This is a genomic window from Acinetobacter sp. WCHAc060033 (genome assembly GCF_004209125.1).
GTDB lineage: Bacteria > Pseudomonadota > Gammaproteobacteria > Pseudomonadales > Moraxellaceae > Acinetobacter > Acinetobacter wuhouensis.
The window spans coordinates 37,988-55,454 of the sequence record NZ_SGSW01000006.1 but is presented as its reverse complement, the minus strand read 5'-3'; the positions used below and the strand labels follow the sequence as shown (position 1 = coordinate 55,454).

The window sequence follows — 17,467 nt, the reverse complement described above, 5'->3', positions numbered from 1 at the left end:
TTTTTTAGCTTCATCTTTTAAGAACCATAAAAAATTGTTGTAATTTTCAGGATCTTTCATAAGACATCCAGCACTGAACTGATGACAATTATCCATGAAAACATTGTAGTTCCTTGTATTACCAATCTTTGATTCAGCAAAATCGGCAGCTTCGTCACATCCTACTGCCTGCACTATCACCTTGGCAAGAAACATAAATATTAAATCCTGTAGTCCACCCAGATAGAAACTCTTTCGGGCTAACAGCTTCAATAAAGCCATGCCTATTTAAATGAACAATTTCATTATTACCAATATAGATCCCAGTATGTTCAGCTATTCCATTTCCCAAGGTTAAATCGCAATAAACTACAGAACCTCTTACTGGCTGCACTCTCCCTTTTATTTCATCAATAACATACTCACCAACGTGCTTCACGGCATGAGCAACAAGTACACCTTGTGCAACAACGGGAGCTGCAACCGTTGTTTTTGTTGCAATTACAGCAGCGGAAGTAACCAACCCTGTCGATCCAGCTATTGTCGCTCCTGTCACTGCTCCAGTTGCTGCACCTGCAGTAGTTGCAGCAGTAAGCCCCATCACGCCAGCTGTAGAAACACCTGTGACAGCAGCAGCCCCAGCCATCACTCCCAAAGCTGCACCACCAGTTGCAGCAACAGCCGTTACTGTTGCAATTGTCGTTAATGATAACTTTCTAAAAATAAAATTGGTCACTAGCAAACTTATACGCACTAGATCAGATAAATTTCAAATCTTAGATTGCGACAAAATGTCGCTGTATTATCTGAAAGTTTATAATGTGTAAGATAAAAAAATTAGAACTGATTTTAATTTTCCCAAAATAAAGATGATTAAAAAATAATCAAAACCACTTATTTAACAGTCCTTTTTAAACAAATCCATATAAAAACTTAAAATTCTGTTTATTTTTTATACATCTCTACCGTTACACTATAAAATTAACAAAATTTATGTGCGTTACACTATAGAAAACGCTGCGTTACACTATAAAATTTTAGGCGTTACACTATAAAAACGGGTTTATTTCATGTGCGTTACACTATAAAAATTGGTGCATTACACTATTTTCGACGATCCGTTACACTATAAAAAATAGTGCATTACACTATTTTCGACGATCCATTACACTATAAAAATAGTCGTATCTTGTTTAATTTTTAATTTATTTTTTGGCTTAGATTGACACAAAATGGCAGAGGTTTGACTCAAAAATGCCGCCTATCTACCACTAAAAGGAAGTTATTGACAACGATTGGCTATTTTTGTCTTGTGAATAGCACAAAAGTGTTTAAGAATGGCTAATTCATGAAGATTTTTGGCATTTATTGGCATTAAAAATATAGTTATTACCAAAAAACAAAACCCTATTGTCTATGGATGGCATTGATTCGAAAGTAAACGTATTTTGATTTTCAGAAATCGAATTCTCAACATGGAAATAATAATTAAATAAATTATTATTCTGAAAATATCTATTCAATTATCTCTTGAATCTAGAACAAGAATTCACAGAATGAAGTAGTAAAAAATTAAACTCCATTCTCTCAGAAGAAGAAAATATTGCATTTCTATATTCTTCGATTCATAGCAATTTCGCTATGCACACGAAGGATACCCTCATGTACATCCAATACAATCGCCCGCCCTCATCCCATCCTGGCCCTGGTGGCAATTGGCCCAGCACAACAGGTCGCCCATCAGGTGGTGGCCGTGGTAATGCCAAGTAATTATTAAGGGGAGCAATCCCCTTAATCCAGGATTACCGATGAAAAAGTACAGTAATAACAAAGAACTGAACAAATTTATTCGGCAGCTTATCAAGGATGGTATCGCATCTTTTAGACCTGGCAAAAAACATGATTTTTTGCTTGTAAATCAGATACAAAGGATTACGATACCAGGCACACCTAGTGACCGAAAAGCCTATTTAAACTTTAAAACAGACATACGCAGAGCTTTACAATGCCAAAGAATACCTTTCCAACAACTATAGAAATTATTCGTGATTTATTTAGTCACATGGATACTAAGAGCCAACTCTCAGAGACGAACTCTAAACACTTAGATGGTTCATCAAACAAACTATTCACTTCACACTATGATGTAGACTTATTTTTAGATCAGTTATGCCCAAAAGAATTTTCTGATCGCACAGATTTACAATTCATAACATTGCTTAAACGTAATGTTTTAGACCGCTATAATGCAATGCTAATACATGCTCGCTTAACTGCATTGATGAATGTTGATTCTATTCGAACTTCACTATGGTCGAATTACTTAGTTCCATCTCTTCATCAACTCATAACCTTTTGCATTACACAAATGGGTATCACTAAGCACTGGAAAGGCGAAAACTTTATTCAAGAAAGCTTAAGTTATCTAAAAAATAATGATGAGAACTTTGCTCATTTTTGGAAAAGTGACGTATTAAGTCCTGATGACAAAAATTACATTAGTAAATTTGGTCGCCCAGATGCATTACCTACGCCGTCGACCTTAAAACGCCTATTTTTGACCGATACAGAAGCATCGCAGGCACATTATGAGCTGTTGTGTTTTGCGCGATTACTACAAGCCTTAAAAATTAAATATGGGTTCTCCTTGCAACATGGAAACTTTATCCAGTTTTTAGCCGAACAACACAACCAAAAATTGAAGTCTCATCGTATTTCGCAACATGACACCCAAGCACTTACATTTAGAGCGATGGCTATTGCCAATGCACAAACACATTTTCCTTTTTTGATGGAAATCCCTCTTTCATATCAAAAACTAACTCAAGTATTTTTTGATAAAACGCATGTTAAACGTATTGATCAAACCGATGCTCGTTTAGCATCAATGGTCTATAGCTCAACAGGTGAGACAACTTTTCAACTAAATACATTGATGGTAAATCAAATAGATAAGTACCTTACTGAGCACCAAGAAGTCGGTCATCTTCTTCCATATATACATTGGGCTAAAGCAATTAATTTGGTATATCAATATCAATTTAAAGAAGCACTCACTGAATATAAACTGTGCTTAGATGGTTTGTTATATCGTGATATGCGTTACTTAGAAGTACTGCTGAATGAGATGCTTTGCATTACTTCACTTGTGGAAAGCCAAAATAAACTCATTGGAAAGATTTCAAATTTAGCGATCCTATTTGACCTTAAAGTTGGAATCTTTGACCCAATCGAGCGCCCTGACCGCTTTAAAACTGACTTTGTTTTTGAAGAATGGGAAAAAGAGGCAACCCTGGTTGGATTCTTTAAATATTTTACTGCCGATACTTTTAGCGACAAAGGTACGGAAATTAAAAAATTAATTCCAAAAATCGGCAGCCTTGCAGTTCCTATGGATATTAGCCCTGACTTTAAAAAAGTGAATGCAAGCATTTACATTGATATTGAACAAAGACGTAAATGGCCTCAACTTCACTACTTTGTCGCTATCGGAGATTTTTCTACGGCTAGAAAGCTCATTGAAGCTGGTGCCAACATAAATGCTTTAACTTCAAATAACGACAGTATTGTGCTATTGGCATTAAACCACATTACAGCTAAATCAGATGAAACATACGCATTCATCCAATATGTATTCAAATGTGGTTTTGATAAAGAGCTTTTAAATGAACGCACAGCAAAAAAGCAGACCTGCCCCTTAAACCTCGCTGTTGAGAAAAATCTACCAAAACTGGTAAAACTCTTATTGGAAAATGGGGCTAATTCTAATAATACAGGTCTTTATGGTATTTCCATGCTTTACCAGAATTTAGGTGTGATTGGCATATTGAATGGTCATAAAGTTGAACAAGCCAATGATAAATATCATGCAGATTCGATTAAACGTCATTCTAACGGAGGCAGTGATATCGAAAGCTACAAACAACTTCAAAGCCTACCAAACAGTGATCCGAGAAAGGCCTTATTTGAAGAGGTGAAAAAAATGTCTCTTGGAGACAAAAAAGTTTGCGATGCATACGAGATTTTTGAATTACTTTTACAATATGGTGCCGATCCAAATCAAAGCACAGTTCAGCATCCAATTAAAGGCTATACCCCCTTCATGTTAGCTGTTGAAAAAGATAATGCTTATGCTATCGATCTTATGCTAAAGCACGGCGCTCAATTGGAACAAAGCTATGTAAAAGCAGATGAGGGACGCCGTATTTTTTTAAATGACATCGCTGACTTCTTCAAAGCGAATCAAGCAAAAGGACTAATTTATCAACACTAAATAAACAAGGCAGTACCCTAACTTTATTTAGTTAGGGTACTGCCTGATACTTAAGCTGCAAAATGCTCTAGTAATTTAGTTTTCACATAAGCATGATTTTTACTAAAATCAGTCACAGTCCAAGTGGCGTATTGCTGAAAAATTCTTATTGAATTACTGAATAATTCAATATTTCCTTGGAAATATTTTTGCTTTTTATCAGCGTAATCTCGGTTATTTTGAGAAGAGTTTTTTCGTCTCGACAGTAATACTAAATTACCCAGTCTGTCTTTAGCATAATCCCTCTCCTCCTCAGTAAAATCGTGTAACCATTGGCTATCAACCTTAGGTGTTTGAGGAAGAATATGCTCAATACTAATGGTACTTGGGAAATCTAATTTAGTAGTATGACCATGCAAGATACAGTCCAATTTAAGCATAAGATATTTAGCAGCTCTCCTACCATAAATTTTCTTATCTAATTCATGAGCTAATTCTGTTTGATCTATATGTTCTTTCAATAATGCAATAACTTCTTCACTAGTTTTAGAATCTATAGTTTCCATCCAATGATTTACATTTTCTATTCGGCTTGTGGGGGTCAAACCTATCAACCAATCATAAGCAAACGCATTGTCTAATGATTTTACAAAATCGATTAATTCATGATTACCAAATTTATCGTAATACTTTAATAACGGCGCAATCCAGAAATCTGACTCAAATCCTGCTTTCATCATGATAAGTAAGTTATTCAATTCAAAGCTTTTTGATAGTTCATAATGGTGATTATCAAAAATTTCTATGTAATGCTTTCTGTATTTATCAACGAAGTTAAAAGTATCGATACCCTTATTTAACAAAGGAGGTAAATTTTTAGTAATTTTATTTGATCGATCATACTCTTTGGGTGCATAAATATTGTCCTCATATTCTTTCAGAAGACTAACAGTGGCTTTCTTTTTAACTAAAATAGAACGTAGATGAGATAAAAACTCATCAAAATCCTCACCAAAATAATTTTCGGCTTCTTCCCAGTTTTTTGCAGCTTTAACTCTTTCATCATCCGAGACGAGAGCCAAGTTACTTGCTTTTAAAATATCGCTACTACGAAGTTTAACACCGCGATTATTCATGACTGTAAATAGTCTAAAAGCATCATCCAACTCTTCTGATCCGACATAAATCATCAAAACATTATTAAGTAAGAATTTAACAAACTGATCAAAATTTTGATTATGTTCAAAAAACTCTCGTATTTGGACAATATTTTTCGACATATTGATTACAGAAAGATCTGTGTCTTTACCATAACCCTGAATGAGTGATGAGTTAAGCTTACGTGTGGTGCCATCATCCTTCACATAAGTATTAATAAAATCTTTCACCTCCTGCCTAATATCGAAAACTATTCTCAATCGTTCAGGAATATTTTTAAATGTATTTTTCTTTTGAAAAATAATTTCTTTACATGTTTCAAAACAATCCTTATCACTAGTTAAATCGCGAATTACAGCAATAAGTAGAAAAAGTGTAGTTAATCGTTGTTGCCCATCCAGAACATCATACTCATCATAATGAGTATTGTTTTTTTCCAAAGTTTTCTTTTGTAAAACCATTGATCCTAAAAAATACTGAGAATTTTCATCACGATTCATTGCATCACACAAATCCTGTAAAAACTCAGCTATTTGATCCTTACCCCAAACATATGGTCTTTGATACTCAGGTACTCTGTACCATTTTTCAAAAACTTTACCAACGAATAGTTTTTCACTTTCAATCATTTTATATCTACTTTTTCAACAAAATTAATTAATCAAGCCATATGTAAAAGAGCTTTAGTACTAAGATGCTTAGCACACTTTTAACTAGCTTAATTACAGTATTCAGCTATCAGTATTCAAGATAGGTAGTTTGACGAGGGCATCAAGTACAGGTAAACGCTTACTAGAGATATACTTTATATCACCCACCAAATACACTGCGTCACGAGCTCGTGAAATCGCTACGTTAATACGACGGTCATCAGCATAAAAAGTTGCAGGCCCAATGTTACGTACAAACGAGAAGAAAACAACATCAGCTTGACGTCCTTGAAATGCATCAACAGTATCAACCTCTACTGCAAGTAGTTCCCCATAATCACATTTCTTTAATGCTTGACGTAAAGCTTTGCATTGAGCACGGTACGGTGTAATCAGTGCTACACTAATCTTTCTCTTTACTGAATTATTTTTTAAGCGGTTACTCATTTCAGTCAATTTTTTCAAGATAATGTCTATCTCAAATTCATTGATCAAGATTTTCTTTTCTTTACCTCTTTGTGCTGGTACTCGATATCCCGGAGACTTATAAGTTAGCCAACCAAAATCCTGAAATTCATGATTAGTTTCCTTTCTATAATGATCTAACTCACCTTTATAAAAATGCTCAGAGATAAATTGGCCAATGTGTGGAAGCATCCGAAATTGCTTTCCTAATGTTCCTTTCATATTAATTGGCAAGTTATCAAATAAGCGGTCAATTACACCATTACGAATTAAACATTCCTTTTGTGCATCCATTTTTTCCAGAACTTCAGACTCTTCTGTACAAAAGGTAGGAGGTAATTGTTTATGGTCCCCCACCAAAATACATTTCTTAGCAACACTCATAGCCATAAGCCATTCAGGCATAGTTGCCTTGGAACATTCATCAACGATTGCTAAATCAAACGTCTGACTTTCACTATCCATCAAATGGTCGATCTGATTACACGTAACACCTATCACTTGGTGCATTTCTGCTAAATTCCGTGCTTGCCAACGAGCAATGGATACAACATCGTCATCATTATTGGTTTTAGAGGCATTTAGCCCATTCCATAATTCCATAGTCAGTTCTGGAGCTACGCCATAAGCCTGATGCCAAAGAGTATCTGCCCGTGTCAGAGCATCTGCCTCTCGAGCTTTTTCAGATTCGAATTCAGTAATACTAAATTTTGGATATCGTAAAATTGATTTTATAAGCTCTTGACCAATTTCATTCGACAGACGATCTATTGCATTATCGACAGCCACATGTGTTTCAGAACTAATCAAAATTCGAGCATTGGGTTTAGCCTTAATTAGTTGCAGAATTATCTCTACAATTGCTGTCGTCTTTCCCGTTCCTGGTGGACCTTGGATAAAAAAAAGATCTTCACTTGCCAAAGCTTTTTGAATTAACTCAAATGCAGCATCATTTGGTTCATAGCTTTTCTGTATTGGTTGAGTTGCACAAATAGACATAGACGAGCATTCACGTGCTTGAAATTCAGCAATAAACTCATCAATTTTTTCTTGTGCATTTGAACCTTGTTTATTGTTTCTTTTATTAACATCAATATTAGATTGATCATTCATTAAAGTAAAAAGCTTATCCCCATCAACGGCGTTATTGTTGTAATAATAATGCAGGATTCGATTATGATTGATATTACAATTGGTGCCTGCACGGAAACCTAACAAGCACCGTATTTGACGCTCAAGCTTGGTTCTAGTAGCCCGATCAACATTAACAAGCAACTCTGTAAGATATTCCAACCAATGATCAATGTGATCAATAAAGTCAATTGCCTGTTTAGCTTCAACGGACAATTGAGAATTATGTAGCCCCATTTATGCCTCGACGAATTTTGTATTTAGAAGCATTTCTACCCCTGCAGGATTTTTACAGCCCAATTTATTAAGAAGTAAACGGCGTATACCTGGAGTCTGTATCTCATCAATAGATAAAGGCAACTCAAATTTATTGTTCAGCAATTCAAAGATAATATTCATATCTGTATGGATAGTGAGTTCACCAAGATTATTTTCCAACATATCTGCTGTGATCAGGAGATCGATAGCTAAAGCAATTCTATGAAGTGAGAACTGAGGTAATACAGAAAGAAGTTTATCTTTGGTGTTATATCCACTCATCACTGCTTTCGTGACTGCAAAGACAGCTTCCTCAATAGCAAAGTGTCTCCAATAAAGCTGTAATTCGACTTTAGACATATTTTTCACTCCTCTTTTGTTTTTGTTTATTCTCCCAATGTCTAATTTTTTGTTTGGTGGTATTAATTCCAAAGATAAACCAAGCTTCTGATTTATGATCTAATGCTAGCATTTCATATAAAGTATCTATCATAGTATCTGGATGGAAAGGTTTAATGCGCTCAATATAACCAAGTAGTTCGTTGCGTCGATCATATAAAAAAGAACGAGCTGCTTTAAGTTCTTGTCTTTTATTATAAGCTTCGTCATGCCTTTTTTTTAATTGATCACGCTTTGCTTTATCACTAGAAAAGCTATCTGAATACACCTTAGTATCATGTGCAATTTTTACCAAATCTTTATACAATTTGAATTCTTCTTTAATATCATTAAAGTCACGATTGGCATCATCTACAGCTGAGTTTGCGATACGAAGGACTTGTGTGATCTCTTTTAATGTCCCACCTTCACGAAGATGTCGCATCCACATATTAACGTATTCAAGATCACAATCTTTAAAGGCATAATAAGCTTCAAAACCTTTAGAAATATAATTCCACTTCTCAACACATAGCTCATATTCTTTTTTTAAAGTATTTTTATTATTTTCATGCTCTTCTTTAGCCTCTTTCTTCTTTACAGATAAATCGCTATATTCTGCACGCAGCTCATTAGCTTGCTTTAAAAGCACACTACGATGACTTTGAAGACGTCTAAGCTCATTTTTAAACTCTTCGTAGTTAGATTTAGAAGTACGCTCAATACGTTCATTCGTTTTTAAAATAAAATTATTTTTAACTGTAAGCTCACGATTGGCTGTTAATTCTCTCCATGCGTGTCTTTCCTGGCTCTGAGAGAGCTTCTTTAGCTCAAACATATACGCATCAAGTAAATTAATTGTGGAAAATAAATTATTCATTTTTTTTGAAAGGATATTTAGCTCTTGTTGGTAGAGATCCATATACATCCATGAATCCACACAACAAAACATCAAATCTTGAAAATTATTAAGTTTAGGCAAATAACCAGTTGTAATAGTTAATTGTTGATTCATAAACTCAATATGTTCTTTAAGCTCTATATTTCTCTTCTCTTGATGAGATTTTATCTTCTCCGAATAGTCTCTTTTTTTAACTTGAAGTCGCTGTTTTACAGCCTCTTTTTCACGATCTAACTCACGAATTAGAGATTTAGTACGGGCCTCTTCTTTTTCCAACTTTGAGCTAGCCCACCAATGAACAAAAGCTTTAATCATAATTCCCCCTTATTGCATTTCTAAAAATTCACAGGCTAGATCCCAGCCAGTCCTATGGGGAATAAGTATTTCCATACGTGTGAGAATCGTTTGTTGCATCATTTGCTTTATAGCGGCATCTGTTTGATCCGAGATAGTCAAATCTTTAATTTTCTTTTGTAGTTCTTCAAGTTCATCTGCAAAAGCTTCTGAACGTTGTTGATCTTGTTGTTGCTTACGCAGCTCAACATCCATTAACTCCGTATGCTCGATATAAGTCTTACGCACAGATGTAAACATTAAATATTGCATTTCAAGATGTTGATTAAGATCTTTACTCATTGCATCAAACTGATCAAATGCTTGCTGTGTTATGCTCGCTCTAGCCGTTTCATACTGTAAGTCGATGGTCGTAATCGCATCCTCATATTGCCTAGCTAACTCTTCCATCATTTCACGTTCTTGTTCAGGCAGAGCATTAAGCTGGGCATATATGCTACTTTGAACAGCTCGCAATTGATTCTTACGAACTCCATATTCTGAAATTACAGAAATTGCACCACTCAGTGGTAGCATGTCACTCCAATTAAAAGTCAACTCTGACAGCTTGCCAACTTTACCTACATAAGTGGTAAGATCGATTTGTCCACCATTTAGCAATTCAAGAGCAGATTTCAGTTCAGTATTGGCAATCGCAACACCCTTAGATGAGAAATGATTAACATATGCACCAGCTGCAACAGCAAATCCAATCGCAAATACAGTGCCACAAGCCATTACACCTAATGCACCTAAAGTAGTTCCCCCAATTGCATAACCAGATATCGCCGCTGGTATAACAGCACCAAGGTAAGAACTTGCTCCCACTCCCAAGCTAAATGCCAAACTGCTACCAACGACCTGCACAGTACTGCCAATCGTGGATGAAGCAAATTGAAGATTGTCAATTTCACCTTTTGAAAACTTATAGATGTTTTGAGCTAGCTGAAATGTAATTTGGGCTACGGCGGCTGCAACGTTGCCTTTAACAAGTTGCTTACCGAGTGTTTGCCCTATCGCCTTACCCGTTTGCTGAGTTGCCGCATCAACCATGGCTTGGCCTGCATGCTGAATACTAGTGACCAACAATGCATTACCAGCCCCTTTGACTGAGCTAGCTACAATACGCTGTGCTATCTCCATACATTGATCCATCGTTAAAGGATCATCGCTACGCAAAACTTCTAGCAAGATCGTTGCTGATTCACTAACAGCACCACCAATCGCCCCTGCCTTTGCTGCATTACGATATTGCATTGCGTTAAACTCAGAACGTACTCGCTGCTTATCTTTGTATTCAGGCCCTTCTTGATTTTTTTTAGTTTCCTGTACCAATTCTTCAGCACTACCTTCACCCTTCCGATTCAGACCTGTGCTGGACACTTTACCATCACTCGATGTCAGTTTATCTGTCGCATTATCAGCAGTATCCTGATAACTCTTAGAGACTTCAGGACGTATTTCTTTATTTCTCAGTGCCTGTTTACGTGACGCCGCTTTTACAGAGTCAACCTGATCTTTTGGTACAATTTTACCAACACCATCGTATTTTTCTGGTGATAGTGCACCTGCTGTCTTTTCACCATCTTTATAAAATTTAACTTGATGTTTCGTTGTACCATCTGGCGTTACTACATGGATATCTGCGACAGGATCGTTATGCATTCCAACATCTAGTGTAGCCCGATGATTATTATGCCCCTTAGCTGCAGCTTCAATATTAAATGAGCCGGCATGATGTGCTTCCGATGCAAAACCTTGCTGAACATCAATTGTTTGACTGGTAAATCCCCCATTTTTATAAGAGATTGCATCTTTTATCCCTTTACTATACTCACTCAAAGCTTGGTTTAAAGCATCACCCTGTACTTGGTTCCATGCGCCCTGAAAATAAGAAATACTCTGTCCTGTAATATCCTGTGACTCTTTGTTTTTTTTCATAAAGCTCTATCTATGCTATTTAACTTTTATACTGCTCAATATTAATTATAAGTAATATCATGTGTATCTACGATCTATCTCACCAAATTCCAATATAGTTGATCTTCTAATTGTTTTAATTCAGTAATATTCATATTCGTTCCAAATAAATTTAATCTGCTTATCCTCTTTGAGCAGTGATTGTTCCAGTTATGCTTTTTGCAAAGACAAGATGAATTTCTGAATCATCTCTCTCTCCAACTCAGGTAACTCTTGAATTGATTTAGCAATTGGATCGTTACCTACATCTGAACAACGTTCTATACGCCCTAGTAGATAGTCAGCAGACACATTTAAGACAACCACGAGCTTATAAAAATTTTCTAAAGAGGGCTTGCGAGAGCCAGCTTCAATATGGGAAATCGACGTAGATGGAATACCAGACTTTTCAGCAAGTTCTTGCTGAGTCAATTTTCTTTGTTTTCTTATTTCTTTGAGCCGAACACAAAACAACTCAGAATCCATTTCAGCCAGCATAAAACACCATAAATCGACAATAAAACTTGACTATATAGACAATTTTCAATATATATATTGTCAGTATTTTATTGTCTATTTCGACAAAAAGACATCATCAAAAGAAATTAAAAGAGGAAATTTAATATGAAGAATAGTGTATGTGCATGAGTGCCTTATCTCGACAATAAAGCACTCATGCTTTTCATCTCACATCACTGAAATGAAAGAATGTAAAATTTCGACGTTTTACCTTTGCATTCTTTCATAACAGACCATTGAAGTAAATTCACTTTAGGAGTCTAGTATGAGCAACTCACCAAGCCATCTACCTACTTTTATCCACCCAGCAATTCAAAACTTAAATATACGTCATATCTCTAAGATGATTGCGACCAAGATTATTGAGAATACGGCGCTTCAAATTCAATTTAATAGGTCTTTCTGCCAAGAACTTGGAGTTGCTGAACACCTTAATACTTATCAGGCTGTTGCATACTTCACAGACAACCAATATTTTGAAAAATATGGTTTTAATAGATCTGGACTCATCACTATGCAGGAAGTCTACAATGAGGTTTTATCAATGTTTTACACAGCCATACAACATGAATAAATCCTAGTTATTAGAATCAAGAGCATCCTTAATCCCTTTCCCAAATAAGAGTGCCCTTTATACTTAATATTAAAATTAACCTGAATCCTGGTTAAGCCAATGATTCACTACAAGGATGAGACATTCTGCAGGTCATGCATTTGATCTTACAGCCGGAGTTGCAGATACTGTTTCCTAAGATTGAAAATACTCTCATCAGATTGCAGATGCTATGAAAAAGCAGTTTTAGGACTTAATGTCTCAATTGATTTGGATGGAGATTGGAAGAGGTTTAAAGATGAACCATATTTTGAATTAACATGATCTAAGTACCCTGAGTGAGAAGACAGCCTTTAGCCTTAACAGGCTAAAGGCTTTTATTTAAAGTGGTTGGCTTATAAAGTAGAACTTTGTCTTTTGCTCATCCAGTAACTTATGCAACCATGCAGGCAAAGAGGACTGATAAAGCAATATCCACTCTTCAGATATAAGCTTCTTCTCAAGCTTTTTAATCATATTCAAATCAACAATCTCTTTTCCCAAAAAGAGTAATGCTGATATAGCCACTCCTACACGGCTGTCAAATGGATGTTGGAAAAATTTGCTGTTTTTAGTATGCAGCAATCTTACCCGAGTGCCGCCAATCTTAAATTCACGAGAGTTACCTGAGGTATAAAACACATCCATCACTGGAACCTGAGTGCTTAATTCAAGACGATTTGCGGCCATACCCCCATGAACTTGGATGAGTTCACCATTTTTTTCAGCAATCACTTTGACCACTTCATAAACATCAGGACTCAAGTATCGCCCCTTCAACATACGGTTTGGTTCAGGTCTATAATAAACACCGTGCTGAATGCGATTAATCACGCCTTGCTTAGTTAAACGATGGAGCTCCTGATAAACCACCTCAGTCTTACCAAGCTGTGTAAATTCGTCCACAGAAAAGACATGTCCAAGGTGAAATCCTTTCACTCGTTCTTGAACCGCTTTTGCAATATTAAACATAGCTTAAGCCCCAAACAGACTATAAAAGGTGGTTGAAACCATAAGGGAATTACCGCACAACCTATGTCTTCAACGACCAGGTTCGATTTTACACATTTCTTTTACATGATTGGATCAAGAAGGATTCAGGTTAAATTAATATATTTAATATCCCTTACCAGCCCAAATCTTTTTTATCTACTTTTTTCATCGCCGTTGATTTTGAAGCTTTCCGCCTCTCCTTTCCTTTTAGTTTTAAAAGTTGTATTGGTGATAAAGGTGGTTCTGGCAAAAAACTATCCAAATCGTCTAAGGCATTTAGTGTATAGAGAATTTGAATAAGATTTTCGAGCGTCACATTCCCAATTTCGGCATTCAGAATTATTTTACGAGATAAACCCGAATGTGCAGCCACATCAATTTGACGCAAATTTTTATTCAATCTTAATCTTTTGAGTCTTCTTCCAAACTCTTCTGCAATATATCGAGGAGAATCTGACTTACTTAACATGCACCCTCCCTGAGTCCCTAAAAAGGTACTTAATAATCTATTTTTAAGCTTTAAGTACCATATTGGGAACTTTGTAGAAGTTAGTAAAAAGGCATAGAATTCCTATGCCTTAGTCATTCCCAACTCAAGAATACCTTATTTTGAGTAACTGTTCTTTGTCTTCTTCAGTTAACTCTCGTTTTCCATAGAGTTGCTGAAGTATCTCATCCATTCCGACGTATTTGAGATGCAAGTACACGCAAAGCGCCGTATTACCAACAAAGATATAAGTCTTTCCCTCTATTTTCAGCCAAAAACCATCCCCCAATATCAATGCTTTCTTATCAATATTGAAAATAATATCTTCTATATCGACTTGGTTTACTTCCATATTGATATACGGCTGATATAGCTTGGTTACTAATGCATATTTCTTATTAATGGAACCTTTTCCAGATTTTTGAGCCATGTTTAAAATCCTTTTTAGTTTTTTAAATTTTCTCATTTTGACCTCGGCATCTTTCTTTAAACCCTTGATACCAGACTTCAATTTCTTCCCGATCAAAATAGACAGCTGCTTGACGAGATTGCCCCATTTTCAAGGGTTTTGGGAAGCTGTCATCTTTCTTCATTAAATTTCGCAATGCGTTTCTTTCTATACCTAGAAGCTTACATACAGTGTTGTAACTCAATAAGAAAGGCTTTATCTGAACAATGCTGAATACTTCAGATTGTTCAATTTTTTCAGTTAATTCAGATTCATTTTTATTAATCACACAACCCATTTTTAATCTCAAATAAAGACATTAAGTAAAGCGTAGCAAAGACCAAAAATTGAAAATTATTTTGAGATAAAACTGTAAAAAAAAGTCACTATGAAAAGTGACTTTGAATATTAAAAATAAAAAATTAGACAAAAGAATTGATGTAATCAGACCACCATTGCATCAATTCTATTCTTTCTTCAAAGTGCTCAGCATTGTCGTATATACCTTTTGTTCCTTTTTTGACATGTGCTAGAGCTGCTTCAATTACTTGTAATTTACTGCTTAAAGCTTCATTAAGCGCAGTTGAGGCAAGATGTCTAAAACCATGAGGGTCTTGTTTACCCCCATAACCTAAAGACGCCAAAGCTTTATTAAATGCTCCATCTGAAAGTGGTTTCGTTCGTGTACCCCTTCCTGGAAAAAGATAATCCGATTCTCTTTGAATTTGCTTTAGCCGATAGATAAGCTTTACCGCTTGCTCAGATAATGGCACTTTATGTATTTTTCTAGTTTTCGTAAGCTCTGCTGGTTTAATCCAAATTCTTTTGTCTAAATCAAAATGCTTCCATTCAGCCAACCTCAGCTCTCCAGGTCTTGGAAACAAAAGCAACATTAATTCCAGCCCTATGGCAATTGACTCATTTGTATATGATCTTATACTTTTTATTAGGTTTGGTAATTCTACAATATCAACAAAATTAAAATTATTGCTTTGATATTTATCTAAACGTTTTTTTAAATTTTTAACAGGATTTTCTTTAAATCCATGGCTCACCTCAGCCCAATCATAAGCATCTTTAATATAATAAAATAGTTTTTCAGCTTGGCTCTTAATTCCTACTTCTCTTTGTAAACTCTGAAAAAAATCAAACCATTTTTTAGCTGAGATATATCTAAAATCATGCTGACCAAAGTTGCTATAAATATGGTTTTGAATAGATGCCTTTGCTTTTTGATAGGTTTTTTTGTCCCAGTTTATGAGCTTTGTATTGAGCCAACCTTCCATTAATGTCGTCAGAGAATATGTTTGGGCTTCCTCTTCTCTATTTTTGAAAAATGTACCTTCTTCTATTTCATTTAAGAAGGTACGTGCAATTTTTCGAGCTTGGCTAGACTTCACTTTCGGATATTGACCTAGTCCTTTCCAAGTCCATATTCCAATTTCATTCTTATATCTGAACTGCCAACTTTTACTGCCATTCGCCTTTACTAAAAAATATAAATTTGGACTGTCCCATAATCGATAGTCTTGCATTTCCACTTCTAGTGCAGTAAGAACTGTATCTGCCAAATAACCTTTTTTCTTTAACTCGGTACGTCTCATTACTATGTCTGAAAAATTACGTTAATAGCAGTTGATCACAGCTCTTAAAATCTCCAGAGATTTTTTATTCTAAGTTCAAGAAAAAGGTTTACTTTTTAATTGACCAATTCATCTAAATAATCAGCCCACCACTGCATCAACACACGGCGTTCATCTAAATGCTGTGATTTATCATAAACACCCTTGACGCCTTTTTTCTTATGCGCCAAACATACTTCTATCACTTGTTCTTGATTACTGAATTTGTCATTCAAAATGGTACTTGCAAGATGTCTAAAACCGTGAGGATTTTGTTTTCCTTTATACCCCAAGCGATTCAGAGCTAAATTAAATGTCATATCACTAATCGTTTTATTGACAGAAAGACGGCTCGGAAACAAGAACTCAGACTCTGGCTGAATGGATCTTAACTCTGTGAGTAATGTAACTACTTGCTTAGATAGTGGAACTTGATGTTCCTGACGTGTTTTGGTCATTTCTGCAGGTTTGGTCCATAAGGCTTTTTTAAAATCGAATTGCTCCCACTTTGCCATCCTTAACTCACCTGGACGTGGGAATAGTATAATAAGCAACTCAAGACCAATGCCGATGGCGCGCTTTTTATTATTACGAATTTTCTTAAGTAAAGCTGGTAATTCATCAACAGTCACGAAATTCATGTTCCCTGACTCGTAGGCATCTAGATGTTTGCTCATGCCTGCTATTGGATTTGAATTTATCTTGCCTTTAAACTTTGCCCAGTCATAGCAACCACGTACGTATGAAACCAATTTCTCAATCTGAGTATGAATACCTAAAGTACGTTGTAGTCCTTGGAAAAAATCAAACCACTCTTTTGGTGTAATCTCTTTGTAATTACCTTGACCAAACACTGGAATAATGTGCTTCTCAATAGATTTTTGAGCTTTCGTGTATGTTGCCTCACCCCACTTACTTGATTTAGTGTCCAGCCACTCTCACATTAGGTTTTCAAAGTAAAAGCTTTCAAGCTCTTTTCGTTCCTCGAGCAGTACTTTCTTCGACTTCAGACTTTCACCTTTAGAAAGAGTTGAAGTAAATTCTCGTGCTTTTTGACGAGCAAGTTGAGCACTCACTTGAGGATAAGCACCTAAGCCCATCCAAGCCCATTTACCTTCAGAATTCTTGTAACGATACTGCCAATTTTTAACACCTGATTTTTTGACTAAAAAATATAAGCCCGCACCGTCCAGTTCACGATAGTCTTTTTCTTCAGATTCTAAGGATGCTAAGGTTTTTTCACTAAACGGTCTTTTCTTTATATCTTTCCGTAACATGTATTACACCTTGTATCACCGAGTTAGATTATTAAACAGTGATACACGTGGTGATACAAATAGGG

General features: G+C 35.7%; 14 protein-coding genes and 1 pseudogene. 2 read left to right on the top strand and 13 right to left on the bottom strand.

What is annotated here, in order from left to right; translation table 11 throughout:
• Window positions 1–154 precede the first annotated feature (154 nt).
• Window positions 155–721: a hypothetical protein gene (locus EXE10_RS21745; RefSeq protein WP_213073841.1), complete on the bottom strand. Its 567-nt coding sequence runs from the start codon at window positions 719–721 to the stop codon at window positions 155–157.
• 1,539 nt (window positions 722–2,260) lie between these two features.
• Between EXE10_RS21745 and EXE10_RS03780 the strand changes: the two genes are divergently transcribed.
• Window positions 2,261–4,252: an ankyrin repeat domain-containing protein gene (locus EXE10_RS03780; protein ID WP_228256778.1), complete on the top strand. Its 1,992-nt coding sequence runs from the start codon at window positions 2,261–2,263 to the stop codon at window positions 4,250–4,252.
• A gap of 50 nt (window positions 4,253–4,302) precedes the next feature.
• Here EXE10_RS03780 and EXE10_RS03775 read toward each other — a convergent pair whose 3' ends face one another.
• From EXE10_RS03775 to EXE10_RS03750, 6 genes are all read right to left on the bottom strand, one after another.
• Complete coding sequence (locus tag EXE10_RS03775) at window positions 4,303–6,018, bottom strand: DUF262 domain-containing protein (protein ID WP_086194880.1); 1,716 nt, start codon at window positions 6,016–6,018, stop codon at window positions 4,303–4,305.
• Window positions 6,019–6,120: 102 nt separating this feature from the next.
• Window positions 6,121–7,872, bottom strand: a complete 1,752-nt coding sequence (locus EXE10_RS03770) for a DEAD/DEAH box helicase (RefSeq protein WP_130112405.1) — start codon at window positions 7,870–7,872, stop codon at window positions 6,121–6,123.
• Window positions 7,873–8,253, bottom strand: a complete 381-nt coding sequence (locus EXE10_RS03765; protein WP_086194882.1) for a hypothetical protein — start codon at window positions 8,251–8,253, stop codon at window positions 7,873–7,875. It lies immediately after the preceding gene.
• The gene (locus EXE10_RS03760; protein ID WP_130112404.1) at window positions 8,246–9,487 is read right to left on the bottom strand and encodes a hypothetical protein; all 1,242 of its coding nucleotides are present in this window, start codon (window positions 9,485–9,487) and stop codon (window positions 8,246–8,248) included. Before EXE10_RS03760 ends, EXE10_RS03765 begins: the two co-directional genes overlap by 8 nt.
• Before the next feature lie 9 nt (window positions 9,488–9,496).
• Window positions 9,497–11,446, bottom strand: coding sequence for a hypothetical protein (locus EXE10_RS03755; RefSeq protein ID WP_130112403.1), 1,950 nt, complete (start codon window positions 11,444–11,446; stop codon window positions 9,497–9,499).
• Window positions 11,447–11,635: 189 nt separating this feature from the next.
• Window positions 11,636–11,962, bottom strand: coding sequence for a helix-turn-helix domain-containing protein (locus EXE10_RS03750; RefSeq protein WP_130112402.1), 327 nt, complete (start codon window positions 11,960–11,962; stop codon window positions 11,636–11,638).
• Between the two features lie 286 nt (window positions 11,963–12,248).
• Between EXE10_RS03750 and EXE10_RS03745 the strand changes: the two genes are divergently transcribed.
• Entirely contained in the window at window positions 12,249–12,557 is a 309-nt protein-coding gene (locus tag EXE10_RS03745; RefSeq protein WP_130112401.1) for a hypothetical protein, read from the top strand.
• 360 nt (window positions 12,558–12,917) lie between these two features.
• Here EXE10_RS03745 and EXE10_RS03740 read toward each other — a convergent pair whose 3' ends face one another.
• The 6 genes and pseudogenes from EXE10_RS03740 to EXE10_RS03715 form a co-directional block, all read right to left on the bottom strand.
• Window positions 12,918–13,547, bottom strand: a complete 630-nt coding sequence (locus EXE10_RS03740) for a DUF6088 family protein (protein WP_130112400.1) — start codon at window positions 13,545–13,547, stop codon at window positions 12,918–12,920.
• A gap of 154 nt (window positions 13,548–13,701) precedes the next feature.
• Window positions 13,702–14,037, bottom strand: a complete 336-nt coding sequence (locus EXE10_RS03735; protein ID WP_130112399.1) for a helix-turn-helix domain-containing protein — start codon at window positions 14,035–14,037, stop codon at window positions 13,702–13,704.
• Between the two features lie 124 nt (window positions 14,038–14,161).
• Window positions 14,162–14,485: a hypothetical protein gene (locus tag EXE10_RS03730; protein ID WP_228256775.1), complete on the bottom strand. Its 324-nt coding sequence runs from the start codon at window positions 14,483–14,485 to the stop codon at window positions 14,162–14,164.
• 22 nt (window positions 14,486–14,507) lie between these two features.
• Entirely contained in the window at window positions 14,508–14,801 is a 294-nt protein-coding gene (locus EXE10_RS03725; RefSeq protein ID WP_130112397.1) for a helix-turn-helix transcriptional regulator, read from the bottom strand.
• A gap of 124 nt (window positions 14,802–14,925) precedes the next feature.
• Complete coding sequence (locus tag EXE10_RS03720) at window positions 14,926–16,107, bottom strand: tyrosine-type recombinase/integrase (RefSeq protein WP_130112396.1); 1,182 nt, start codon at window positions 16,105–16,107, stop codon at window positions 14,926–14,928.
• A 95-nt stretch (window positions 16,108–16,202) separates the two neighbouring features.
• A pseudogene (locus EXE10_RS03715) lies at window positions 16,203–17,402 on the bottom strand (tyrosine-type recombinase/integrase).
• Between the last annotated feature and the right edge of the window lie 65 nt (window positions 17,403–17,467).